Annotated in this window: 26 protein-coding genes; 2 read left to right on the top strand and 24 right to left on the bottom strand. The window is 38.0% G+C overall.

Annotated features, from left to right (window positions below; translation table 11 throughout):
• From CWR45_RS14750 to ispE, 16 genes are all read right to left on the bottom strand, one after another.
• Positions 1-381, bottom strand: coding sequence for an FtsB family cell division protein (locus CWR45_RS14750; protein ID WP_115750615.1), 381 nt, complete (start codon positions 379-381; stop codon positions 1-3).
• A 5-nt stretch (positions 382-386) separates the two neighbouring features.
• Positions 387-986, bottom strand: a complete 600-nt coding sequence (gene yabQ, locus CWR45_RS14745) for a spore cortex biosynthesis protein YabQ (RefSeq protein ID WP_115750614.1) — start codon at positions 984-986, stop codon at positions 387-389.
• On the bottom strand, positions 983-1,285 hold the full coding sequence (gene yabP / locus CWR45_RS14740; RefSeq protein WP_115750613.1) for a sporulation protein YabP: 303 nt from the start codon (positions 1,283-1,285) through the stop codon (positions 983-985). Before yabP ends, yabQ begins: the two co-directional genes overlap by 4 nt.
• A gap of 197 nt (positions 1,286-1,482) precedes the next feature.
• Positions 1,483-1,740 carry an RNA-binding S4 domain-containing protein gene (locus CWR45_RS14735; protein WP_115750649.1) on the bottom strand — a complete coding sequence of 86 codons (258 nt, stop codon included), beginning with the start codon at positions 1,738-1,740 and terminating at the stop codon, positions 1,483-1,485.
• Between the two features lie 7 nt (positions 1,741-1,747).
• Positions 1,748-3,199 (bottom strand): bifunctional methyltransferase/pyrophosphohydrolase YabN, encoded by a 1,452-nt coding sequence (yabN, locus tag CWR45_RS14730; RefSeq protein ID WP_115750612.1) that lies wholly within the window; start codon positions 3,197-3,199, stop codon positions 1,748-1,750.
• A complete protein-coding gene (locus CWR45_RS14725) occupies positions 3,192-4,790 on the bottom strand; it encodes a putative polysaccharide biosynthesis protein (RefSeq protein WP_115750611.1) in 1,599 nt (532 codons plus the stop codon). The genes yabN and CWR45_RS14725 overlap by 8 nt, the downstream gene beginning before the upstream one ends.
• Before the next feature lie 618 nt (positions 4,791-5,408).
• Entirely contained in the window at positions 5,409-5,945 is a 537-nt protein-coding gene (gene spoVT / locus CWR45_RS14720) for a stage V sporulation protein T (RefSeq protein ID WP_115750610.1), read from the bottom strand.
• Positions 5,946-6,234: 289 nt separating this feature from the next.
• Positions 6,235-9,762: a transcription-repair coupling factor gene (mfd, locus tag CWR45_RS14715; RefSeq protein ID WP_115750609.1), complete on the bottom strand. Its 3,528-nt coding sequence runs from the start codon at positions 9,760-9,762 to the stop codon at positions 6,235-6,237.
• A 75-nt stretch (positions 9,763-9,837) separates the two neighbouring features.
• The gene (gene fin, locus CWR45_RS14710; RefSeq protein WP_115750608.1) at positions 9,838-10,068 is read right to left on the bottom strand and encodes an anti-sigma-F factor Fin; all 231 of its coding nucleotides are present in this window, start codon (positions 10,066-10,068) and stop codon (positions 9,838-9,840) included.
• 176 nt (positions 10,069-10,244) lie between these two features.
• A complete protein-coding gene (gene pth / locus CWR45_RS14705) occupies positions 10,245-10,805 on the bottom strand; it encodes an aminoacyl-tRNA hydrolase (protein ID WP_115750607.1) in 561 nt (186 codons plus the stop codon).
• A gap of 376 nt (positions 10,806-11,181) precedes the next feature.
• The gene (locus CWR45_RS14700) at positions 11,182-11,796 is read right to left on the bottom strand and encodes a 50S ribosomal protein L25/general stress protein Ctc (protein WP_115750606.1); all 615 of its coding nucleotides are present in this window, start codon (positions 11,794-11,796) and stop codon (positions 11,182-11,184) included.
• 145 nt (positions 11,797-11,941) lie between these two features.
• Positions 11,942-12,895, bottom strand: coding sequence for a ribose-phosphate diphosphokinase (locus tag CWR45_RS14695; protein WP_115750605.1), 954 nt, complete (start codon positions 12,893-12,895; stop codon positions 11,942-11,944).
• 16 nt (positions 12,896-12,911) lie between these two features.
• Positions 12,912-14,291: a bifunctional UDP-N-acetylglucosamine diphosphorylase/glucosamine-1-phosphate N-acetyltransferase GlmU gene (glmU, locus tag CWR45_RS14690; RefSeq protein ID WP_115750604.1), complete on the bottom strand. Its 1,380-nt coding sequence runs from the start codon at positions 14,289-14,291 to the stop codon at positions 12,912-12,914.
• Positions 14,292-14,546: 255 nt separating this feature from the next.
• Complete coding sequence (gene spoVG, locus CWR45_RS14685; RefSeq protein WP_114914837.1) at positions 14,547-14,840, bottom strand: septation regulator SpoVG; 294 nt, start codon at positions 14,838-14,840, stop codon at positions 14,547-14,549.
• Positions 14,841-15,001: 161 nt separating this feature from the next.
• Positions 15,002-15,817, bottom strand: coding sequence for a pur operon repressor (gene purR, locus CWR45_RS14680; RefSeq protein ID WP_115750603.1), 816 nt, complete (start codon positions 15,815-15,817; stop codon positions 15,002-15,004).
• Positions 15,818-15,882: 65 nt separating this feature from the next.
• Complete coding sequence (gene ispE, locus CWR45_RS14675; protein WP_115750602.1) at positions 15,883-16,734, bottom strand: 4-(cytidine 5'-diphospho)-2-C-methyl-D-erythritol kinase; 852 nt, start codon at positions 16,732-16,734, stop codon at positions 15,883-15,885.
• Positions 16,735-17,024: 290 nt separating this feature from the next.
• Between ispE and CWR45_RS14670 the strand changes: the two genes are divergently transcribed.
• Positions 17,025-17,243: a helix-turn-helix transcriptional regulator gene (locus CWR45_RS14670; protein WP_115750601.1), complete on the top strand. Its 219-nt coding sequence runs from the start codon at positions 17,025-17,027 to the stop codon at positions 17,241-17,243.
• Complete coding sequence (locus tag CWR45_RS14665; protein ID WP_115750600.1) at positions 17,244-17,522, top strand: hypothetical protein; 279 nt, start codon at positions 17,244-17,246, stop codon at positions 17,520-17,522.
• Between the two features lie 94 nt (positions 17,523-17,616).
• Here the strand turns inward: CWR45_RS14665 and CWR45_RS14660 are convergent, their stop codons facing one another.
• From CWR45_RS14660 to metG, 8 genes are all read right to left on the bottom strand, one after another.
• A complete protein-coding gene (locus CWR45_RS14660; RefSeq protein ID WP_115750599.1) occupies positions 17,617-17,799 on the bottom strand; it encodes a small, acid-soluble spore protein, alpha/beta type in 183 nt (60 codons plus the stop codon).
• Between the two features lie 153 nt (positions 17,800-17,952).
• Entirely contained in the window at positions 17,953-18,219 is a 267-nt protein-coding gene (gene veg / locus CWR45_RS14655) for a biofilm formation stimulator Veg (RefSeq protein WP_114914833.1), read from the bottom strand.
• Between the two features lie 277 nt (positions 18,220-18,496).
• On the bottom strand, positions 18,497-19,366 hold the full coding sequence (gene yabG, locus CWR45_RS14650) for a sporulation peptidase YabG (protein WP_115750598.1): 870 nt from the start codon (positions 19,364-19,366) through the stop codon (positions 18,497-18,499).
• Positions 19,367-19,807: 441 nt separating this feature from the next.
• Positions 19,808-20,689: a 16S rRNA (adenine(1518)-N(6)/adenine(1519)-N(6))-dimethyltransferase RsmA gene (rsmA, locus tag CWR45_RS14645; protein WP_115750597.1), complete on the bottom strand. Its 882-nt coding sequence runs from the start codon at positions 20,687-20,689 to the stop codon at positions 19,808-19,810.
• Positions 20,679-21,248 carry a ribonuclease M5 gene (rnmV, locus tag CWR45_RS14640; protein ID WP_115750596.1) on the bottom strand — a complete coding sequence of 190 codons (570 nt, stop codon included), beginning with the start codon at positions 21,246-21,248 and terminating at the stop codon, positions 20,679-20,681. The genes rsmA and rnmV overlap by 11 nt, the downstream gene beginning before the upstream one ends.
• Before the next feature lie 424 nt (positions 21,249-21,672).
• Positions 21,673-22,905 (bottom strand): resuscitation-promoting factor, encoded by a 1,233-nt coding sequence (locus tag CWR45_RS14635; protein WP_115750595.1) that lies wholly within the window; start codon positions 22,903-22,905, stop codon positions 21,673-21,675.
• A 255-nt stretch (positions 22,906-23,160) separates the two neighbouring features.
• Positions 23,161-23,943, bottom strand: a complete 783-nt coding sequence (locus CWR45_RS14630) for a TatD family hydrolase (protein ID WP_115750594.1) — start codon at positions 23,941-23,943, stop codon at positions 23,161-23,163.
• 94 nt (positions 23,944-24,037) lie between these two features.
• Entirely contained in the window at positions 24,038-26,065 is a 2,028-nt protein-coding gene (metG, locus tag CWR45_RS14625) for a methionine--tRNA ligase (RefSeq protein WP_115750593.1), read from the bottom strand.
• Positions 26,066-26,261: the final 196 nt, after the last annotated feature.

The raw sequence follows: 26,261 nt of genomic DNA, 5'->3' as shown, positions 1-26,261 counted from the left end.
TCAATATAACGGCTCTTCATTAGGGATTTTAAAGATTAGTTCCCCTTCTTTTGAGAAGAAATAATTGGTTCTTGCGATATCCAATACATATTCTTCGTCATTCAGTAATTCAATCTCTTCTTTAAGATATGCTCCCTCTTTATTAAGGTTCTCAATATCTTCTTCCAGGGATTCATATTGCTTAACTGTCTCTGCGTGGAGTATCCGTTGTTTAACATGATAAGCGGCCAAACTACCGATAATAAGAACTACAGCAATAGAAAATAACACAAGACGACGAATTAATCGTTGCTTTTTTCTTTTCTGTCTTTCTATGTATGCATCATATTGTTGCATATAACTCGAGTCTAATCTTGTAACCGTCTTTTTCCGTGATGACATCTGCTCTACCTCCTATTAATCTTGAGAAACTTCGCCCACTTTATACATATATTCTTCATTCTACTATAAAATCCTGCAATTTTGTGTAAATTCTTTTTAACTTTTTCGGGGAGCAGTTGATAGAGGGCATAGCCGACCCATTTAAAAGGAGCAACAAGTATTTTTAGAATAAAGAAGATTATATTTCCAAATAACTTTAAAACCATTAAGAGGATCGTAAGCAAAGTGATGATAATCCACCGAATCGGCGTAATAATCAGTACTTGTACAACTCTAGCAAAAAAGTGATAGATAGACATGAAGATTCTAATTACATGTTCAAGTAATCGCTTATAGAGATTGGCAGCGACTACTTGATACATAGAAAATCCTAATAAACATGCAATCACAATATAAAACCTAATTTCCCCTGCATTTACGCGGTATAATACATAAAATAGAATGATCGACTGTGTAAGCCAAAAACAAATCTCCATAACATAAGTTAGAAAGATTCGTCTTTGCCAATATCGTGTAAATCGACGATAGGTATCTTGAATTAATCCTAAATAAAACCCACTTAAAACCATGGCGGCCATCGTCATGAACTGAATGCTCAGGGTCATCTGAATAACTTGCTAAAGAATCCTTTAGCTTTCTCCTGCTGATCTTCGTCGACATAGGAAAGCTCGTAAATTTTACCTTTAATCGTTACAATTCCTTCTGCAACGTCGAGGTTTTTTAACTGTAGATTTTGACCGCGGATAATGAGATAACCCATGACTGTTTGCAATAAAAACTCTTCATTATCAAAACTATCAACTTCTTTAACACCCGTTATTTCCAGATTCTTACGATTATTTAGCTTTACAGTATGGTCTGTTTGTGCACGCGTAGTGATTTCCTTATTCTCATAGTAGTTCATAAAAAAGCCCTCCTTATCCATATTAATTTATGAAAGGAGGGACAAGTATAGAACTAATAAAGTGGAAGTTCATTCCGTTTATATACTGCTAATACTTTAGAATGATAAATGCTCAGAGGCCTGCATATATGCAGCTTTTTGATAACAACCAGTCTTATCAACCCGTTGCATTCAAGATAAACGATTCACAATGACTTCTACTGAACTTGTTCTTCTTTAACGATCGTGTACATTGTTTCTGCTTCGTCTTTTCTTACCGTTTCGCGTAAATCATTTACTTTAACCGTTACTAGCTTTTGTCCAAAGCGAATGACGAGCTCATCTCCTGTTGCAAGGACGGTTGAAGCCTTAGCTTGGTTTCCATTAACGGAAATTCGCCCTTGGTCTGCAACTTCCTTCGCTAAAGTACGACGTTTGATTAAACGTGACACTTTTAAAAATTTATCTAAACGCATCTCCCAATCACTCTCTTTCTTTTGCTTGGTCCCAATATGCATCCATTTCCTCTAATGTTGCATCTTCTATCGCCGTACCTTTTTCCCTCAACTGCTCCTCAATAAACGAAAATCGAGAAATAAACTTCTGATTTGAAAGGTTCAAGGCAATTTCCGGATTTATTTTATAATACCTTGTTAGGTTGGCGATTACAAATAAGACATCACCGAATTCCTTCTCAACTTCTTGGTGATCATTCGCTTCAATCACTTCTTTCACTTCTGCCAATTCTTCCTCAAGCTTTTTCCAAATATCCTGGACTTCTTTCCAATCGAATCCAACCTTTGCAGCCTTCTTCTGTAGTTGGTACGCCTTTGCAAGTGATGGCAAAGATTTAGAAACACCATCTAGAACAGATTGTCGCATTTCACCCTTTTCTTCCTTCTTCAATGCTTCCCAGTTCGTTAGCACTTCATCAACAGAAGATACATCACGATCTCCGAAGACATGCGGATGACGGTGAATCATTTTATCCGTTATCCCGCGAATGACATCATCAACGTTAAAGTAGCCGTCATCTTCACCAATTTGACTATGAAGCATCACTTGGAGAAGAATATCGCCAAGCTCTTCTATAATACCTTCATCATCCTGTTGATCAATTGCATCAATCAGTTCATATACCTCTTCAACGGCATACTCTCTGAGACTTTCATGGGTTTGTTTTCGGTCCCACGGACAACCATTCGGTGACCTTAATACTCGGATTACTTCTCGTAGATTCGAGAAGGTGTGATTCAGCAGGTGATTCTCCGCTGGTGGAATATAAACACTGGTTAGATTACTGACCTCCAAGCCATGATCCAATTCCTCCAATGGAAGTTTTGTAATTACTTCCTGCTGACTTCCCGCTGCCTCGACCACAACGACCTCATAATCTGCAGGCAAATCCTCAAGCAATGCAAGCTTTACTTCTGATGCTATAAAACGGTCATAAACCTGACAAAAAATAATGTGCTGACGATAATTAAGCTGGCTTCGCTCAAAGGAAGTGCCATCAACGAACTGGAATCCATCAATTGGGTCGATTCTTAAAGATGTAAATAGGTCGTCCAAATAACTTTGCCCACCAACAACCTCGACCTCCACCTCATCCTGATCAAGTAAAAGCTGTACTGCCTTCTCTGCAAGCATTGGGTGACCTGGAACAGTATAAAGGATTCCCTCTGCTGATTTCTTCGCTTCTTCAATCAATCGAGCAACAATCCGTTCATAAACGGTCGCAAATTGCTCTTCTTCTTCATAAATATTATCGAAGGATTGGAAGCGAACTCCAGCTTCTTCGATTGTTTGAATAACTGGGTGATCCAATGTACGAGTAAATACCGTTGCTTTTGTTTCCGTTAATTTCTTATATGTACCAATTGATAATTGATTAATATCGCCTGCGCCTAACCCAATAATTTCTATCTTACTCATTTATCTTCCTCCCTTTATGAATACGAATTAATTTAGATGAGAATGGCATCATCTTCAATTGTTCTGCGGAAAATGCCCCACCTCTTAATAAACAAACTAGAAAAATACATGCACCTGTACTAGCAGCGAATAATACATAACCTAATAAATACAAACGTGAACCGGCATTTCCACCTAGCACTAATAATAAGTATTCCATTAATAAGAGATAAACAATCATAGAAATACTTGCGGCAATTAGTGCACGCCACTTTATCTGCCTGAAGAAATTCAATTCTGGTAATTTCCTTTTTAATTCAAACAGAACAAGAATGAATAATACAAGCAAACTAAGAACCGTTGCAATCGCACTGCCAGTGATACCCCACCACGGTACGAATAATTGATTTGCGATCCACTTTACAAAGAGCGCGCCGAGAACAAAGCCCGCCGTCCGCTTAATAAAACCTAATCCCTGAAGAAGCGAGGATGCAGTAATCGCAATAGAACAAAGGAAAATAGAAAGTACAAGAATTTGCAAATCGAATGTTCCCTGATCATTTTCAAATAGCAAACGATTCGTTTCTGGAAAAATAGCAATAAGCCCAATCGTTGCGCCAACCGCTAAATAAAAGCTAAATACTAATGCACTGCGTATGTAATAATAAAAGGTAGTCGGATCCGCTTCCAGCTTTTGCTTGGAAATAGAAGGAATAAGTGCTAATGCAAACGATGATCCTAATACTGTTCCAATCTGAATTAATGGCTGTCCGCGGTCAAATACTCCTTTTGCCTCCATCGCTTCAATTTGCGTTAATCCATATTCCATTAAGCTCGGAATAAGCGTAAAAGCATCAGCAAACTGAATAACGAGAAGTGTCATATGATTTAATGCAGCAACCATTCCTAAAATGACAATTTGTTTCACATAATGATGGATAGGAATATCAGTATGCAGAGTAGAATATGGTTTATTTCTTACAAAATAATAACTGAGGATGAGCAGCGCCATCCCGCCCCCAGCTATTGAGCCGATTGCAGCGAATTGACCAATTGAATATATTTTGATTACTTGCATCGATACCGCAATTGCTGCAGCAATAATAATAAACACCCGGACAAATTGTTCGCCAACCTGCGAAAAAGCTGTCGGCTTCATATAATAATTCCCTTGAAAGACACCTCGAAGCAATGACGTGAAAGGAACGAGCAAAAAGGCAAACGCTGCGGCCCGGTACGATTGCGCTAGATTTTCATCCCCTACCCAATTTGCTACTAATTCCGCATTGAAAAAGAGGAATAGAAAGATCATCCCATTGATGACAAAAAGGATGGAAAAAATCGGCAAATAAAATCCAGTTAAGGAAGGCTTCTTCCCATTTTCTCCTAGTTCAACAATCATTTTTGAAATCGCTGTGGGGAATCCGTACAAAGACAAGATCATCACCATACCGAGGATAGGATATATTTGCTGATAAATATAAAAACCAATATCCCCTGTTAAATTTTGCAATGGTATCCGGTAACCAGCGCTTAGAATTTTGCTAATAAGTCCTGCAAAGGTTAGTAACAACGCCCCCTTAACAAGTCGATTCGATTCGTTTTCCACCATAATAAACGCCCATCTCCGCTACATTCAAATTTCACTATATTATAGCATATTTGCAAAGTAATCCTTGATATCTTAGCAAAATAGCACACCTAGTTTGTCACTATTTAGATAAAGTCCGAACTACTTAATGCGATAAGAGTTCTCGGGCCGGTCGCTCCGGAAATACACTTCGCGCACCTTAGGCGAGCTGGTGAGCCTCCCGCAGGAGTCTCCGTATATTTCCTACGCTGGACTGGTAATCAAACATATTAATTTACTAACTCCCTATAGAATATGATAGCATTTCTCTCTCATAGCTATTGATCGTAACAGTGAACAGAAGACTCTTCGAAAAAATAATTTTCCCAAGCTTTTCTTGCTCTATGGAATAGCTGTGGTTAAAGAAACATTCTAAGCAATTTCCTCTGAAGGAATTGGCCTCGTTTTCTATGACACCACCGTCCGCCAGCTACAATCAAGTTTAAGTTTAATTCGCAGTTTCCAACAACTATTCAGCTATATTGCACACTTGATAATACTATTAAATCTATTCGCAAATAGAAAAGCTTTTTTACTTTCTTATTACAAAAAAATAGCAAAAACCAGTAAGATGTTTGCTGATTTTTGCTTTACTAAGTATTATTCCATTTGTTTGGCCAAGAAACCTGCAGCTGTTTCGAGCGATTTTTGTTCTACTTTACTAAGTTTATCCCCTTCTTTTGAAAACATGATGACGCAGCCAATTGGATCACCATTTGCGATAATTGGATGGATACAATAGGAATTAAACTGCAATTCATTTCCGTCAATGATTTCAAATTCACTGCTTTCTTCTTGAAATACTTGCGTACGATTCTCAATTATTTTTGCCATTTCTGAACTAATATTTTTATTTAGATAGTCTTTCTTTGATTCTCCAGCAATTGCAATTACTTCGTCACGATCACAAATTAATACTGGAAACTGGAGAGAGTTAAATAGCGCTTCTGCATATTCTTGTGCAAAGTGACTTAATTCATTTATAGGTGAATATTTTTTTAGTATAACTTCTCCTTCACGATCAACAAAAATTTCTAATGGGTCTCCTTCACGAATACGTAATGTTCTTCTGATTTCCTTCGGGATTACAACCCTGCCTAAATCATCAATTCGACGTACAATGCCTGTTGCTTTCATACTAAGTTGCCTCGCTTTCTAATGATGATTATCTTCCTACACATGAAATGGATGCTTAATCTCATCACAAATAGTATAACGATGAAGAAAATGCCACTATTATCATTTCCTGCATTACTAATTGTTCTCTAAACGTGTAAATATCACCAGGTGTGGTTTTAGTATGAATTAACTTTGGAAGAACTATACATGATGAGCCTATTTTCTTAGACATTTATTGGAAAAGGGAGGCCATCACCACGTCTTTAGGTGAAAGCCTCCCTTTTTTAGTTCCTCGTACCTTTAAGCACTATGCATTATCGCGATTAACAATATTTAATTTCTTAATAAATGCCTCGACAGTATCATACCTACTGTGCTCTGTTTCCTTCGACGATTGGAATACAACCTTAAGCTTCGTATTTTCCGTTCCTAATTGTACGCCACGGCCAAATTCATTTGCGAGCTCAAATAATTTGGAGCCATCGATTTGCTGGCTGCGATTCTCCTCCATAAGCAAGGTGATCTTATTCCCTTTTTCAGAAATCGACTCGACACGTTCTTTTCTTGCAAACATTTTTATTGCCGTTACAATAAATAGGTTTCCAACTTCTTCAGGATAATCACCGAAACGGTCAATCAATTCATCCCTTAATTCTTCAATATCATTTTTTGATTCAAGTGCCCTAAATTGCTTGTAAATATCAATCTTCTGTTTCTCATCCTTAATATATTCATCTGGAATATAAGCATCTATACTCAGTGCAAGTTCAGGCTCAAATGGTGTGATTCCCTCAATTTCCTTACCATTTTTACGCGCTTCAATTGCGTCTGATAGCATTTGTGAATACATATCAAATCCTACAGAGTCAATAAAGCCATGCTGTTGTGATCCTAATAAGTTTCCTGCACCGCGAATTGACAAGTCGCGCATTGCTATCTTAAATCCAGAACCTAATTCCGTAAACTCCTTAATTGCTTGGAGTCGCTTCTCGGCCACTTCAGTAAGCACTTTATCCTTCTGATAGGTGAAATAAGCATATGCTACACGATTTGAACGACCGACACGACCACGCAGCTGATAAAGCTGACTTAGGCCCATACGGTCCGCATTGCTTACGATTAGCGTGTTTACATTCGGAATATCAACACCTGTTTCAATAATGGTCGTACTAACTAGTACATCATACTCTCCTTCTAAAAAGCCAAATATGATACTTTCTAATTCTGTTTCGTTCATTTGACCATGGGCAACCGCGATTCTTGCATCATCAACAAGCATTCCAATATCACGCGCTACCTTTTCAATATTCTCTACTCGGTTATAAAGAAAGAACACTTGCCCTTCCCGCGCCATTTCTCGCTCAATTGCTTCCCTAACGAGGATTGGATTATATTCCATCACATAGGTCTGAATTGGAAAACGGTTTTCAGGTGGTGTTTCGATAACGGAAAGATCTCGAACACCTAGCATTGACATGTGTAACGTTCTTGGAATTGGTGTAGCAGTTAAGGTTAGTACATCCACATTCGATTTCAATTGTTTAATTTTTTCCTTATGCTTCACACCAAAGCGTTGTTCTTCATCCACGATAAGTAGGCCTAAATCGCGAAACTCGATATCCTTTGATAGTACGCGATGGGTACCAATCACAATATCTACGGTACCTTTTCTTAAGCCATTAATTGTCTCCGTTTGCTCTTTTCTAGTCCGAAATCTGCTTAACAGTCCAATGTTTATTGCATGATCCTGGAATCGCTCCCGGACCGTTTCAAAATGCTGCTGCGCTAAAATCGTTGTCGGTACTAGAATTGCTACTTGCTTTCCATCGGCAATCGCTTTAAACGCTGCACGTATCGCTACTTCCGTTTTACCATAACCAACATCACCACATAATAAGCGATCCATTGGCCGCTCTCTTTCCATGTCCTGCTTAATTTCTTCAATACATCGGAGTTGATCTTCTGTTTCCTGATATGGGAAAGATGCTTCGAATTCACGTTGCATTTCTGTATCCTCTGAGAAAGCATACCCTTTCCTTGCTTCGCGCTCCGCATAAAGCTTAATTAAATCATCGGCAATATCTTCAACAGATGACTGAACCTTCCGTTTTACCTTCGCCCAATCAGAACCACCAAGTTTATATAGCTTCGGTTCCTTCCCTTCTGAACCAACGAACTTTTGAACTAAATCAATTTGATCGATTGGCACATAAAGCTTATCGTCACCAGAATAGCGAAGCAGCATATAATCCTTATGCAGTTTATTAACTTCCAATGTTTCGATACCAAGGTACTTTCCAACACCATGGTTTGCATGAACGACATAATCGCCTACCTTTAACTCTTGGTAACTCTTAATTCGCTCTGCATTAGAGATTTTTTGCTGTCTTCGGTTTCGCTTTGTTTTCTTCTTGAATAATTCATTTTCTGTGATGAGTACCAGTTTATGCATCGGAAATTCAATACCATTGCTAATATTTCCAATCATAATTGTTGGCACTTCTACAGGAAGCTTTAAATCCTCTGTGACGGCAGCTTCAATTTCATAGTCCATTAAGATAGAATGGATCTTTTCTGCACGTTTTTCATTCGGCGCTAAAATAACAACCGAGAAATCTCCTTTTTCCCAGCGTTTTAACTCGGTCCTAAACAGGTGCATTTGTCCATGGAATTCTTGCATTGCTCTTGATGATAAATTAATGATATTCTGTGGCTGCGTATTCGGTATATGCCGTAAGAAAACAGACATATACAGGCGCTGCTGTCTCATCTTTTCTTGAACGGTATAGAAGTCGAATGAGAATCTACTATTTTGCACCATTTTCCCAGATTCGAGTAAATTACTATACCATTCCGCTTCTTCTGCATCTAGATTCGAAGCCGTCTCCTGAATCCTGCTCATTTCATCGAAAATAATAAACCCATCTTCTGGGAGATAATCTAATAAACTAGCAGGCTCATTGTAGTAAAAGCCAATATAGCGATACATTTCCTGGAACCGCTCCAAATTGCGTAAACGGCTGATATCCTGTTCCATTGCGCTGACCAGCTCTTCTTTTACCGATGCAGTCTTTACTTTCTTCAAGGTTTCCGCTAATGCTTCCTCTAACCTTTCCGAAGCGGTTAGAATATCTTCCTGTGTAAGCAATAATTCTGTCGCTGGTCCAACCATTACTTCTTCTTTCTTCGTTAAGGAACGCTGCGTTTCTGCGTCAAAGTAGCGAATAGAATCAATTTCCTCATCGAATAATTCGATGCGGATTGGATGTTCTTCTGTTATTGGATAGATATCGATTATTCCACCACGTTTGCTGAATTCTCCTGGTGTTGTCACCATTGTCGATCGCTCATAACCCATATCAATTAATGACGTGAGATAAGTATCAATCTCAATATCCTCCCCAACTTTAAATTGTAATTGGTATTTATCCCAATAAGCAGGCTGAGGTAGAATCCGCTTTAACGCTGCTACAGGTGCAATTAAAATACCGGACTTCTTCTTGGACCATTCCATTAATGATTCAATCCGCTGACTTCTTAGTTCCGGACTAGCAATTGCAATTTCTGATGCTATAAGTTCATTAACAGGATATAGATATACATTTTTTTCATCCATGAACTCTGACAAATCATCATATAGCTGTTGCGCTTGTACGAGCTGATGCGTTACTAACAAAATGGGTTTATTAATGGATTCATTAATAGCAGAAACAAGCATACTCCTAGCAGAACCAGAAAGTCCGGCTACGAGCTGCTCCTTCATTCCATTCGCAATGCCATGGATAATGGACTGTATATCTTCCTTTGATTGTAAAAATTGATTTATTCCTTTCATTACTAGACCCCCGCTTACTTCGCTTTCTAAGCACAAAAACGCTTTGGTTGGGTACCAAAGCTCTTTCTGCGTATGTTATTGTATAAAAAAATCTAATTCATGATAGTGCGGATGATGTCCCAATGTCTCTTGGCAATCCTCACAAATAGTCTGAACATCAACGTCGCCATTATCCTTATATTGGATCATTTCTTCTTTTTCCTTTATCGATAATTGATCAAGCCCTAACATCGTTGTATCAATCACTTGCTGATCTAACTTGGCAATTTCCTGTCCACAATGTCTACATTTGTATACGATTGACACCGGTAAACCTCCTCGAATAAACAATAGCTTACTATTTCCCGTTCAAAAAGGAGGATAAAAATGACGTGTCAGTTTTACCGGACTTTTTGAACATCCTATTATTATAGTTTATCCGAAAAATCCCTTCGTATACATGACCCATACGTCTCAGCGCTACGATACAACATATGAAACAATCAATTATTATATTCACTCATTACATCTATAAAAGGGGTGTTCAGCCACGCTTCACATGCATCTGCTGCTAATTTAATACTTGCACTAACATCTCCCTGCTCGTCTTTCGAGAATGATCCTAGTACATAATCCACTACTGGAATTGGTGATAAAGGTCTACCAATTCCGATACGAATCCGCTTAAACTCTTTTGTTCCAAGATGGTCAATAGAAGATCTAACTCCATTGTGACCACCATGCCCACCCTTTTGTCGTAACCGTATTTTCCCTGTTGGCAAATCTAAATCATCGTAAATGATTAGTATATCTTCTAGATCAAGATTATAAAAATCCATTAAGGGGCGAATTGATTCACCTGAAAGGTTCATATAAGTTTGTGGTTTTAGCAGGATGATTTTATCACCTTGATGATGTTCCATCGCATACTGCCCATTAAATTTCTTTTTATCTAAACTCCAATTATGGCGTTTGAGGAGCTCATCAATCACCATGAAACCAACATTATGACGAGTATCCTCGTATTTTCTCCCAGGGTTTCCTAAACCAACAATGCATTTCATTTAAATTCGTCCCTTTTCTAATAGAATAAGAAAGTATAAAAAATTTCTCGCTTCCATACTTTTGACGGGGAAGTCCACGTCCAGCTTCAGCACCCGTGCTCCTCACCTCAGGACAATCTAAAGGATTGGTTACACATGAGGATTAGTCACACTTATACTCTTGTGGTGAACGTCAACATCTAACCACCCCAAACTGCGGGGTGCAGTCCGTAAGTCGCTAAACTAGCTTTAAACTTTTGTCCAGTTTTACCTTATTTAAGAGGTGACTTAAATATTTCAGGCCACCAAACAACTCAATACAATAAGCCCTCCTAATAAGAATGGGCATATGATGTCACCATCTTTTGGGAGGGTCTTGTTGTTATCTATACATTTATTATTCTTCTTTTGCTCCTGCTTCTGTTTCTGCATCCTCTTCTACCGTTTCCTCTACTTCATTTCCACCAGGTGGTAGAATTGTAGCGATGGTAGTTTCTGGATCATCAAGATATTCATAAGTATCGCTTTTTGGTAGGTCTGCAATCATGAGCACATTTCCAATTTCTAAGGAAGAAATATCAAATGCAACTTCGTCAGGTATATCACTTGGTTTCGCACGTACTTGAACCTCAAATAATGGTTGTTGCAGTACGCCACCTTCTTTTACACCTTTTGCTTCACCTTGAAGATTAAGGGCTACCGATACATCCATTTCCTCAGATAGATCTATCAAATAGAAATCTACATGGATTACGGCATCTCGAATAGGGTCTACTTGATATTCATGAAGCATAACATTAACAGGCTTATCGTCTTCAATATTCAGAGAGATTACTGCGTTTTTTCCTTCATCACGAACGGTCTTAAGTAAAGTGACATTCTCCACAGCAATATTCTTAGACTCTTTTGCCTTTCCATAAACAACTCCGGGTATAAATCCACGTTCCCTTAATTCTTTCGTGTTAGAGCGTGTAAGATCTTCTCGCATTTTTGCCTTTAATTGTACTGACATATTATCATCCTCCAAATTATTTACCACTTAGCTCATTTCAAGATCGAGTTTATTCTTTCTATCTTCTTCACTAGTCGTTGTTGCAATGGAGCTGTATAAAACGATCAATATAATTTATACCCGTTATTGTATAAACTTAATCCTTTTAGTCGAATAAAACACTCACCGATTGTTGCTCATGTACTCTTATTATTGCTTCACCGATTAATGGAGCAACAGAAAGGGCTGTAATTTTATCAACCTGTTTTTCAGCTGGAAGCGGAATACTATCCGTAATTACCAGTTCCTTTATTTGTGAATTATTGATTCGCTCAATTGCAGGTCCTGATAAAACTGGATGCGTACAACAAGCATACACTTCTTTCGCGCCATTTTCAATTAAAGCGTTGGCCGCAAGCGTAATCGTTCCTGCTGTATCAATAATATCGTCGATTAATATTGCCGTCTTGCCTTCAATGTTACCAATGATATTCATAATCTCAGCAACATTTGGACGCGGTCTGCGTTTATCAATAATTCCGATTGGTGCTTTCAGGCGATCTGCCATTTTACGTGCTCGAGTTACACCACCATGATCTGGGGAGACAACAATAACATCCTCAAGGTTTTTCCCTTCAAAGTAGTCAGATAGAATAGGTACACCTTGTAAATGATCAATTGGAATATCAAAGAATCCTTGAATCTGTGGAGCATGTAGATCGAGTGTAATCATACGATTTGCACCAGCTTGTTCGATTATATCTGCTACTAATTTCGCAGCAATCGGTTCACGTGAGCGTGCTTTTCGATCTTGTCTTGCATATCCATAATATGGCATCACAATATTAATTGATTTCGCTGATGCACGTTTTAATGCATCAATCATGATTAGTAGCTCCATTAAATGATCGTTAACTGGATCAGATGTGGATTGGATGACATAAACTTCACAGCCACGAATACTTTCTTCAATATTAATTTGAATTTCACCATCACTAAATTTCGAAACGGTACATTTACCTAATGGTGTCCCAATATGTTCTGCGATTTGTTCTGATAACCTACGATTGGAATTCAAAGAGAAAACCTTTAGCGTTGAATCCTTATAACTTGATGCCATGGATAATAACCCTCCGTTAATCTTTTTTTCTATTCTTGATCTTTGTAGCGTAGCCCTCTTTATTCGATTGTCTTGCCCTAGCAATCGATAATGCATCTTCTGGTACATTCTTCGTAATTGTTGATCCTGCAGCAACATAGGACCCTTTTCCGATTGTTACTGGTGCAATTAAATTAGAGTTACATCCGATAAAAGCATCATCTTCAATTGTTGTTAGAAATTTATTCTTTCCATCATAATTAACTGTGATTGTACCACAGCCAATATTAACATTATCGCCAACATTTGCATCGCCGATATAGCTTAAATGAGAAACCTTACTTCCATTTCCAAGAGATGTCTTTTTTATCTCAGTAAAATTACCTAGTTTTGCATCATCACCAATGGTTGAATCTGGTCTAATATGTGCAAAAGGTCCGATTTTTACCCGTTGACCGATCTTACTATCATTTGCAACACTTTGCTTCACTACCGTTCCTTCACCAATATAACAGTTAGATATTTCACTGTTTGGTCCAATTTCAGCATCTGACTTAATCGTTGTTGCGCCTTTTATAATTGTTCCTGGGTGGATAGTTACATCTGATTCAATTACTACATCTGGGTGGATGTATGTATTATCCGGGTCGATAATCGCAACCCCATTACGCATATGCCTCTCATTAATGCGCAATTTCATAGTCTTTTCTGCTTGTGCTAATGCAACGCGATCATTTACACCTAATGTTTCATCGAAATCAGGTGTTAGGAATGCAATTACCTTCTTCTCTTGTCCACGTAAAATTTCAATAACATCAGGAAGGTAATATTCACCTTGTGCATTATCATTGGAAACTTCTTGCAGTGCTGAGAATAGTGCTTGGTTATCGAAGCAATACGTACCTGTATTGATTTCTCCAACTAATAGCTCTTCTGAACTTGCATCTTTATGTTCCACAATTCGTTCAACTTCATTATCTTTGTTACGAATAACCCGTCCATATCCAGCAGGATTCGAAGTACTCGCTGTTAAAATAGTTGCGCTAGCTCCCTCTTTCTCATGCTGTTCAAAGAGGGCTTTGTATGTTTCATCCGTGATTAAAGGTGTATCACCACATACGACAATTGTTGTACCGTCTAAATCCTTTAATATATCGGCCGCCTGCAAAACAGCATGTCCTGTTCCTAATTGCTTTTCTTGAACTGCGAATTCACATACATCGCCTAGTGTTTCGATTACTTTCTCAGCACCAAAGCCAACAATCGTAACCGTTTTATCTAATTGTATAGCATTAAGTTGATCCATCACATGTTTAACCATCGGACGTCCCATTACTGGATGGAGCACTTTATATAGTTTCGATTTCATTCTCGTTCCTTGCCCAGCTGCAAGAATTACAGCATACCGTTTCGTCATAAGGAAACCTCCATCATTACTATTTATCCACTATAAAATATATCGTAAAAAACATAGGATTTCAACACATAGATAACATAGAGTTAATAGTAGGTATAGATTACCTTTTTCACGAATCAGGAAAACTTCATCATTATCCTTCTCTCTATTATGTCAGAATTCTAGTTAAAAACACCTAATATACTTGATTTCACCGCCTAAAAAAAAAGAAGTCCAATCTGTTTAGATTAGACCCCTCTGTATTAATCATGTTTATTAGGAAGCCCCAGCTTCTTCATATTCCACTTCTTCATTTTCCCCAACGCGATGGTACTCTCCAAGTACAGCTTCTTGTATTTTTGCACGTGTTCCAGAGTTAATCGGGTGTGCAATGTCCCGAAATTCCCCATCTGGAGTTCTTTTTGACGGCATAGCCACGAATAATCCATTATTTCCATCAATAACTCGAATATCATGGACGACAAATTCTTGGTCCAAAGTAATCGATGCAATAGCTCGCATTCTTCCCTCTGTATTCACGCGGCGTAATCTAACGTCAGTTACTTCCATGATGTTTCACCACCTTTTCCCTATTGAACTTACTATATTAGATAGTTCAACAAAACAAATAAAATTCCTGCTAAAATTGCAAAATAAAATAAAAAAATCACAAGAATTCTATTTTGAGGGAAAAATTAGTTAATATCATTCTTTTTTACTATTTATTACTACTAGAGTGACGCTATATTACCAGGCTGAATTTCAATTGTCTTTCGCAGCATATCAACGCTCGATATTTTTACTAGTGAAGTATAATTGGTTACGACCCGTTCTTCATCTTCATCATCAGCTTCTGCTAATACTCCGATGGCTTTTACATGTGCATTAAATTCTGCCAGTAAGCTAATCATGCCATTGATAGTTCCGCCGGCCTTCATAAAGTCATCAATAATACATGCATTGGCCCCCGCCTTCAAACTTCGCTTCGTCAACACCATTGTTTGTATTTTACGTGATGAACCAGAAACATAATTAATGCTTACAGAGGAGCCTTCCGTTACTTTCGGATCTCTTCTTGCGATTACTACTGGCACATTCAGAAAAGATGCCACTGCATATGCTAATGGGATTCCCTTTGTCGCTACTGTAACAACGACATCGATATCTAATTTTGAAAAGGCAGATGCAAATACACGTCCTATTTCTCGAACAATCTTAGGGTCCCCAAGTAAATCACTCATGTATAAATAGCCACCTGGAAGAATTCGATTAGGATCCATCAGCTTTTGACGAAGCTCTTCTACAAATAATTCACTTTTACTTGTGTCAAACTCCGGAATGTATTTCACTCCGCCACCAGCACCAGTAGTTCTTTGCAAATAACCAAGTCCTTGCTCTTCCAGAACCGTATTAATTATATCTAAATCCTCACTTATGGATGATTTTGTTGTATTACATAAATCTACAAAGTATGGTAACTGTATATGTTTTCTTGGATTCTCAAGAAAAAAATCAGTCAATACAACTAATCTGTTACTTCTTTTCATCATCACACCTCAAAACCGTATATTTAACTTAAAATATACCATCTTTATACGTATTTAGGCAATAATTATCCAATTAATCGAACTAAATAAACTTCTTCGCAAAATCCACGCATACCGTTATAAATTCTTTTTGCTTTATTTTCATGCTCAACTAAGCCATACACAGTCGGTCCACTTCCGCTCATCAGTACACCCTGGGCACCGTTTGACCGCATCGCTTCTTTAATGTGCCTTACCTCCGGATGAAGTTGCTGCGTAATCTGTTCAAGCGAATTCCCAATATTTGTGCAAAGTTTAGAGAAGTCCTTTTCTATCAGTGCGTCAAGAATATTATTCGTATGTGGATGATATAATTCTTCCACCTTTACTCGAGCAAAAATCGTTCTTGTAGAGACACCAATATCGGGCTTTGCCAATACGACCCAGCATGGAGGCGGAGGGGCTAATTTCTCTATCTTTTCACCATATCCTCTTGCAATCGCCGTATTACCATAGACGCAAAAGGAGATATCTGATCCAATTGTAGCCCCTAGTTCCGCTAATTCCGCAAGTGGAATATTCAAATTCCATAAACGATTCATTCCTCTAAGTACTGCAGCTGCATCTGTACTTCCGCCACCAAGACCTGCGGAAACAGGGATGTTTTTTTCAATTTTAATATGAACACCCATTGTAATTCCATATTTTTTCTTAAATATGTCTGCAGCCTTATACGCTAAATTCCGCTCATCATTTGGTACATACCTGCTCTCTAGGGAAATAATAATCTTATCTTGTTCAAGTGGGGTTAATTCAATCCGATCTGCTAAATCAATCGTTGTCATAATCATCTCGACATTATGATACCCATCATTACGTTTCCCTAACACATCAAGCGATAAGTTTATTTTCGCCGGCGCCTTCTCTAAAAGTGCCATTCACGTCACCTACTTTGTCACAAAAGTGAAACTTCCTTCCGACCAATCTCCGTGGGCCCTATACCCTATTACCCTCAGGTAAAATGCTAAACAAATTGTAACATAATAAAAAAGCTGAGGCGACTGTTTAGAAGCGAACGCATAAGCAAGAGCCGGAAAATATATATATCCTCTTTCATCTGAAGTGATAATAGCCTTAATTAAAATATGTAAAACAAACTTTACTTTATGTAAAAATAATGTTACTATATGTAAAAGATACCTTACTTAGGGAGGTGAGCAATATAACAATGAAACTGAAAAAAACACTATCTAACAGGATAGCAGTATTAAGGGCTGAGCATAAAATGACACAAAAAGATTTGGCAGAAAAAGCCGGGGTTAGCAGACAAACGATAATTTCAATGGAAAAGAACAAGTATACCCCTTCTTTAATTTTAGCTTTTGAAATCGCAAATGTTTTTGGTGTAGGGATAGATAACGTATTTCAATATGAGGAGGAAAAGTAAATGTTATTTATAATAGCAGTGATTTTAATTGCAATGAGTTTAGGCGTCTATATAAGTTTCGTAGCAGGTCAAGGTAAAGATGAACGGGGGCAGGCAATCATCGCAAGGTCGAGTCAAATAGCTTTTCTCTTTATACTTTTAGGATTTGTTTTCCAAGGGTTTTATTACCAATTTTCAAATCCATCAGTTGACCAGGTCAAAACGATGACATATATTTGGATGGCAGTTATTTTTTGCAGCAACAGTATTAGTATTATACTATTACAGAAAAAGATGTAAGATTTGACCTCATCCTTTATCGTATTTTACTGCCATCGATATAATAAAACACCGGCAAATTTAGGATAACCTAAAATTTGCCGGTGTTTCTTTACTAAGAATTCCCGTTCTGATTCATGCTTTGCTCAGCGATTTCGATAGCACGTTTCACCATGTTACCTGCATCTCTTGCTTTGATTCCGCCCCAGCCCTCTTGTTGCACCGTGTCGTAAAAACCTAATTCCTTGGCAATTTCTTCTTTCAAGTGGTCTGACATAATCCCTCTACGTCTAGCCATGAAAGAACAACCCCTTTCGCAATTCAAATGATTACGACACAAATAGTTTGCGTCAGAAACAGAAATCAACACCAGTTAGATATATGTAAACTAGGGAAAATTTAGGAGGAGCTCTAGAATACCTACATAAAAAAGCAATAGGCTACCATCTGCCTATTGCTCTACTAATAATCCCTTATTTCGTTCATCTAGGAAATTCAATTCAACTGTTTCTGTTAAAACGTCTGCATAGCTGTATGAAACACGCTCGAATGCATTCTCGTCTTGGTCAAGCTCAACAATAAATACGGAAGGATACGTTTCTGCTAATACTCCCGATCGTACAATTGTCTTTCTTCTTCCACCGTTGGCTGTAAGTTCCAACCGCTTTCCGACATAACCTTCAAGACCTTGCTTAATTTCGAATAATGTTTTAGCCAATACACTCCACCTCACTAAATTGATTATAGCATATGCTTGATCAATAGTCAAATGAAACTTTATATTATAACAGGAGTTCTTTTTTCATGTCAACAATAAAATTTGCCTATTTATGATATTATTTGTAAAAGTTAACATTTTATGTATGATTATTTGTATTTTTTTAGATATATACTAAGGATTCCAGAAACATTCTCAATATTGCTTCCAAAATAATAAAATAATTTTATTATTTTTCAAATATAATCCGCCCCAATATCATAGGAGCGGATTATACTCATTCTTCTGCTGTTTCTTCCAAATATGGCATCCCTGTTCGCAGCAATCCTCTAGTTTCGATGCCACCCATTCCCTTTTCGCCTGTCATTGTATTTTTCAATGCTTCCCACACACTAACACTCTCCATGAACGGTGTATAGGCTACTTTTGCAGCTATATAGACAGGATCAAGTGCATGAATATTGATTCGTAAAGGTGAACTCGCAAAGTTTGCACCTGCACGAATTAGCGATTCAAAATGAGATTGGCAAGCACCAGCGAAAATTACCATTTGATCAAGATGCGGATTAATTCGGCGTGCTTCTCTCACTGTTTCAACAAAATATTTTGAATGACGATATGCGCGTAGGTCTTCCTTTGTACCCTTATTCTTTGAAAAGGAATCATGCCCCGTAATGACAACAATATTAGGCTGAATTCGTTCAACTAGTGAGCCAACCTCTGTCGGCATAACCTTCTCATGTAAATGTACCCCATGTACCTGCAAGCCCATCCGTTGATATAAGGAAATACATTTTCTCAAGTACATTTGATCCCCATCTAAATGAAGAACCTTCGTCGGTAATTGGAAATATTTCACATAATCCTGATATCCATCCGTTGCCTGATATTCGCGCTTTTCCTTTACTAATTGATAATCTTGTCGAAATAAGCGATAGGAATTCTCTTCCTTTTCTTTTATCTTTTGCCGTCTTCTTTCCAGTTCTCTCGTCTCCACTACAAGTAAGTCGTCAATCGGTGCATCTGCTTCCAAACGAATCGCTTCCCCATATAAATTGGCAATCCCACTTTTTATAGAAGCCATCCGGAATATTAAATCATGATTATAAGATTTACGAGAAACCAAAGTACCAACTGTAATGTCCATACATTCACCTCACTGCCTCCATTAGATTGAAAGCATCTCATATAGATTATGAGGGTAACGGCCTAACTGTGCGGAAATAATATTCGAAAGCGGAAGCGCCCGTTTAGCGACGTACGGACTGCGCCTCACAGGATGTGATGTGGTTCGACGTTACCTCGCGTTGTGGCGACCTTAGTTGAACTTCTCCTATCCCTTTTAGATAAAGGAAAATCTTTGAGAGCGTAAGTGAATCGATATTGACTTTCACCGCAAGGGTATAAGTGCGACTAAGCCTCATATGTAACCAATCGCCAAGTTTTCTTTATCGTACGGAGATGATGGAAGTCTCGCTAGGAGCACGGGCGCATGAGCTGGACGTGGCCTTTAATGTCACAGGAATTGAAATTGGCATTTTATTTACATTTCTATTCTATAAAAAAAGAGCTATTGTTTGACAATAACTCAATTTTTCTCCGCCTGCCAGAATGCGTTAGCTAATACGGCGAATTCTTCCATATCTAATGATTCTCCACGACGCCCGCCATCAATTCCAGCACGCTCCAATATTTCCGAAATCTTCTCTTTATCATATTGATCACCGAAATGACTCGTCAAATTATTCCGTAATGTTTTCCTTCGTTGCGCAAAGCTTGCTTGGACAATTCTAAAGAAGAAGTCTTCGTTATCTACATGAACTGGCGGCTCATCACGTAACACTAATTTCAATATGCTTGAATCAACATTTGGTTGTGGCATAAAAACAGTCTTTGGTACATTCATGACTACTTCAGCATTCGTATAGTATTGAATTGCAATCGTTAATGACCCATAGCTCTTCGTATTTGGTTTAGCTGCCATGCGATCTGCTACTTCCTTTTGAATCATGACTGTAATACTTGTTACAGGCAATCTGTCACGAATCAATTTCATTAAAATCGGCGTTGTAATATAATACGGCAGGTTGGCAACGATATGCACTTCCTGATTCGAATCAAAGTTTTCCTTCACTACCTCTGCAACATCCGCTTTCAAAATATCCTGATGAATTAGCTTAACATTTTCATAGCTGGCAAGCGTATCCTTTAAGATTGGGATTAACCTGCCATCAATCTCAAAAGCAACCACTTTATCGGCATGAATTGCCAGCTGTTCGGTTAACGCCCCAATGCCTGGACCAATCTCAATTGCAGCAGATTCTTTGCTAACACCTGCATTTTTAACAATATTCTCCAATGTATTTACATCCACTAAGAAGTTCTGCCCTAGACTTTTCTTAAAGGAGAACCTATATTTCTTTAATATTTCCTTCGTTTGTGATGGTGTTGCAATATATTTATTCGCCATCTTCTTCCTCCTGTTCAAGCTTCAACATTGCTGTTTCAAATTGTTCCTTCGTTATTTGAAATAAGGATAACCTTTTTAAAAGCTGTTTTCCATTCGTATGACCAATTTGCAAGATTCTCCCTAGTTTCGATCTACGTAAACCGGATTCCCTTCCACCAATTAATCCATGGTGTATAAGGTCTTCTTTCGTTACTTCACTTTCCTTTACTTCGGTTAACTCGTAAACATCAGCTAACGCTTGCTGGATAGCTTCTACTGTAGCATGTTCAATGCCAAGACTTTTATTATTTGGATTCTTTGCTCTTGCTTGATCTTGAGTGAGGAATGCATGTTTACAGCCAGGTACGGCTTGGTCAACAATATGACGAATTCGTTCACCTGGATAATCTGGATCTGTAAAAATGATAATGCCTCGTTTTTCCTTTGCATGTTTTATCTGATTTAGCGTCTCTTTGTTTATTGCAGATCCATTAGTTTCAATCGTATCTGCATTGACCGCTAAACGAATTCTAGCTGTATCATCTCTACCTTCAACAACAATAACTTCTTTTATTTTCAATGATTTCCCTCCATCGGGTTACTTCCTTCTAAATATAAAAGTAAATTAATTTTCTTGGACTAACTTGGGATGATGTCTTGACGTCGGACCAACCGCTCCGGAAATACACTTCGCTTTCCGCAGGGGGGCTAGGTGAGCCCTTCCTCCCGCAGGAGTCTCCGTATCTTTCCTACGCTAGTTTTGCGAGGGTATATACTGTCCTTTTTTCTCTTTAAAGGAAAAATAGCATTTCCTTATCTTAGAGTTGTAAATATTCGCAGCGAATAGTAGAAAAAAGATGTTTCGTTACCAAATCCCCACTTGCCATCAGACGAGCGACCATCCATCACACTTTATATAAATAACAACAAAAATACAAAATGAGTCTGCAGAAAAAATATGCTCTTACCATATTATCATGGTAAGAGCATATATCCTATATTCATTATAAATCAAGAATTTCCACTTGAACTGTCCTAACTCCCCAGCTAAATGCATCTGATTTTGTAGGAACATGGACATCAATCCGATTGCCATTTATAGCGCCACCAGTATCTCCAGCGATTGCAACCCCATATCCTTCAATCCATACTTTCGATCCAAGTGGTATCACATTTGGGTCGACTGCAATGACTTTCATGTTCGGATTTGCACTTAAGTTAATCCCCGTGGCAGTATAGCCAGAGCATCCACTACAATCGGATGTAAACGCACTAGCTGTCATCGTTAATGACTTTCCACCAGTGCTAGTTTGCATGATACCACGACTTTCTCCTGATGATGTGCTCGCTAATGTAACAAGCCCTTGCTCTGCTTGAGGCTCCTTCGTACCAACAGCAATGACACGATTGACGCTCGCTTCCTTCGTTTCTTCACTGATAAGCTCACGACTTACTTCTTTGCCATTTTCAGTTGTTACTTCATATTTCTTTACTACAGTTCCATCTTTCCCTTGGGTAATTACTTTTTCTTCCCCTTTGTTAAGCGTACTATCATGCTGCCTTTCAGTGCTATAACTAACACTCTCATTTACTTCATCGATAGCCTTATTAACTCTGACAATAGAAACAGCAGTGTTTTCATTGACCACTTCTTCTACACTTGGTTGAATCCGATCATGATCGTTTAACTTAATCTTATTTTTATTTAATAAATCGAATACCGACCCACCTGTCGTCCATACTATTCGCTTTTTAGCCCCGTCATGAATCGTCACTTGATATGCAGTGGCAATATGAATATGTAAACCATCTACAGTTTGATCTGTAGTTTTATGTGAAATAACATCATGTGCTGCAAATGAAAGATCTTGCTCTATAAAAAAGTCTCCCACTGAATCTGCAGTTGTATAATATGTATGGTCGTTGCCATCAATTGTTACTTTAATTTGTTTTGCACTCTTATAATCAATTGTCATCCCACTTTTAATTGCTTCATCCTTAGCATGAGACAATTCGTCGTGTTCGGAAACAACAATTCCTACTTCGTTAAGTAGTTCTCCTACAGTATTGATGTGTGTGTCGACTGTTTGTTTATCACCGTTATTTGAGATTACTACTTCAGCCTTCGTTGCCTCAAATAGTACTAACCCTGAAAACAAAACAAGCACTAAAACACCAACTACTGATATAACCAGCTTCATTTTCGATGCCGGCAATAGCTTTGAAATAATTCGCATGCATCTTGCCTCCTCTTAATGTCCTTGATTATATAAAGTGGCATATACAAAGTCAAAGCTATTCCATTTACGTTTCCTTTACAATTTCATTACACGATTTGCTATACGGGTGGATTTTCACAGAATAAAACACCATATCCATTGGTACCATTACGATTATCCTAGTTACAAAATTGTAATAAAAGAAGGACTAGCTATTCACTAGTCCCTCAGAAATTCCATTATTATCCTCTTTTATTCCAGTTTTATTACGATTTATTTAATTGAATCTTCATTAAGCCTGAATAATTGAAAGGCATTTTGGGTAGTTATTTTGCCAATTTCATCTACTGGCATTCCTCTTAATTCAGCTATCGCCTCTGCAACATATTTAACATATGCAGGCTCATTTCGTTTGCCTCGATATGGTACAGGTGATAAATAAGGTGCATCTGTTTCAATCAATAATTTATCCAAAGGAGCAGCTTTTGCCACTTCCTTCACTTCCTTAGCGTTTTTAAACGTGACAACGCCACTCAATGAAATATGCATTCCTAAGTCTAAAAACCGCTCCATCCATTCCACATTACCGCTAAAGCTATGCATGATGCCCCCGATATCTTCTACATGTTCTTCCTTTAGAATTTGATAGGTATCCTCTATGGCATCACGCATATGGATGCTAATAGGCAGCTTCAATTCTTTGGCGATTCGCATTTGCCGTCTGAAAACATCCTTTTGTACATCCTTTGGTGATGTATCCCAATGATAATCTAATCCCATTTCCCCCATTGCAACAATCTTTCGCTGTTGTAATTGTTTGTAGAGTGATTCCTCAATTGCATCTGTATATAAATAGCTCTCAGTTGGATGCCAGCCGATAATACTGTAAATTCCATCATAAGCTTTGCTAAGCTCTAATGACTTTTCAATTGTTTTCGAATCAAATCCGACAACTGCCATATGGGTAACCCCATTTTCCTTAGCCCGTTCAACAGCTTCTGGTATTTCTTCTGCAAATTCCTCTGCATTTAAATGTGTATGAGTATCAAATAACATAAACGCACATCCTCTCAATCGTTAACAGTACTTGTAGACAACAGGAAACACCCCGCTAAATAACTAGCAGGGTATTTTCCTACATTTTCTTTTATTAGGCAATCTCACTGCCGTTTTCCGCCTCAACTGGTGCTTCAATTACTTGCAACTTCCCATCTTTTTCAGCTGACAAAATCATTCCTTGGCTAATCTCTCCGCGCATCTTACGCGGTTTTAAATTAGCAACGATTACGACTTTCTTACCAATTAATGCTTCTGGATCTGGATACCACTCAGCAATACCCGATAGAATTTGCCTGTGTGCCTTATCGCCAGCATCTAAGCGGAATTTAAGCAGCTTATCAGCACCTTCTACTTTGCCGCATTCAATTACTTCTGCAACCTTTAATTCTACTTTATCAAAATCATCATATTTAATTTGTTTTTCCTTTGTTGAAACTAATTCTGTTTCTGTTGGATCCCATGGATTAGCTGCTTCATCGTCAGCAGATCCAGGAGTAGCACCACCATTCATTTGCTCTTTAATGTAGGCAATCTCCTCCTCCATATCCAAACGCGGGAAAATAGGTACGCCTTTTTCGACAACTTTTGTATTCAGTGGGAATCCTCCAAAATGAACCGTTGAGAAGTCTCCCGCCGCCTCTCCTTCAACACCAAGCTGTGCAAAAATTCCCTTCGGTGCATGAGTCAAGAATGGTTGTAATAAAATTGCAGCTACACGTAAGCTTTCCGCTAAATGAACCATTACACTTGCTAGTTCCGTTTCTTTTCCTTCTTCTTTTGCTAATTTCCATGGCTCTGTTTCATCAATATATTTATTTGCACGTGAAATTAATGTCCAAGCATGGCTAAGTGCACTACTAAATTGCATCTTTTCCATTTCTACTTGATAGTCTTTGATTACTTTCTCCGCTGTCTGTTTCAAGTCTTCGTCAAAAGCAGTTATATTTCCAGTATACGCTGGAACCTCACCATTTAAATACTTGTTAATCATTGCTACCGTACGATTTAGTAGATTACCTAGATCATTTGCTAAATCATAGTTCACACGGGAAACAAAGTCTTCTGGTGTAAAGATACCATCACTGCCAAAGGAAACCTCACGCATCAAATAATAGCGGAGCGCATCTAACCCGTAACGTTCAACTAACATCTCAGGGTAAACAACATTCCCTTTTGATTTCGACATTTTCCCGTCTTTCATTAATAACCAGCCATGTCCAAATACTTTCTTAGGAAGCGGGAGATCCAATGCCATCAACATGATTGGCCAATAAATCGTATGGAAACGAACAATTTCTTTCCCAACCATATGCACATCTGCGGGCCAATATTTATCAAATAATGTTGTATCATCTGTTCCATAGCCAAGTGCCGTTATATAGTTAGATAATGCATCAATCCAAACATATACAACATGCTTTGGATTACTTGGTACCTTTACTCCCCAAGAGAATACGGTACGAGAAACAGCCAAATCCTCTAGGCCAGGTTTAATGAAATTATTGATCATTTCATTTTTACGAGATTCAGGCTGAATGAAATCCGGATGTGTATTATAATATTCCAATAAACGATCGGCATACTTACTCATTCTAAAGAAATAAGATTCTTCTTTAATTAATTCTACTGGATGTCCACTATCAGGAGATTTACCGCCAATAACATTTCCAGCCTCATCACGCTCTATATCCACTAATTGTGATTCAGTATAGAAAGTTTCATCTGGAATTGAATACCACCCCTCATACTCATCCAAATAGATATCGCCCTGCTCTAAGAAGCGTTCGAAGATATCCGCTACAACTTTTTTATGTGTAGAATCTGTTGTACGAATAAATTTATCATTACTAATTTCGAGTAGCTCCCATAGGCTTTGCATACCTTCTGCCATATTATCGACATATTGTTGTGGCGTAATATTCAATTCGTTCGCTTTGTTTTCAATTTTTTGTCCGTGTTCGTCACTACCTGTTAAGTAGAAAACATCGAAACCTTGCATTCGTTTGTATCTTGCCATCACATCACAGGCAATCGTTGAATAAGCATTTCCAATATGTAATTTTCCACTTGGATAGTATATCGGTGTCGTAATATAAAATGTTTTCTTATCTTCTGACATTCTTTTACCTCCTAAATTCCAATCCATCATTATTAAATAAGGTATCTCTATTGTAGCTATTATAACGTAATTTGCCAAATACTGCGTAATAATAATATTAATGATTGCCAGCAAAAATAAGCGTTAAACAATGTTTTGACTTTTATTTATTTTTGCGGGAGTCTTCTTATCCCCCACTCTAACCATTGGTCATATG

Origin of the sequence: Oceanobacillus chungangensis, assembly GCF_003369565.1 — a bacterium.
GTDB classification, from domain to species: domain Bacteria; phylum Bacillota; class Bacilli; order Bacillales; family Amphibacillaceae; genus Oceanobacillus; species Oceanobacillus chungangensis.
This window is presented reverse-complemented; position numbering and strand designations above follow the sequence as displayed.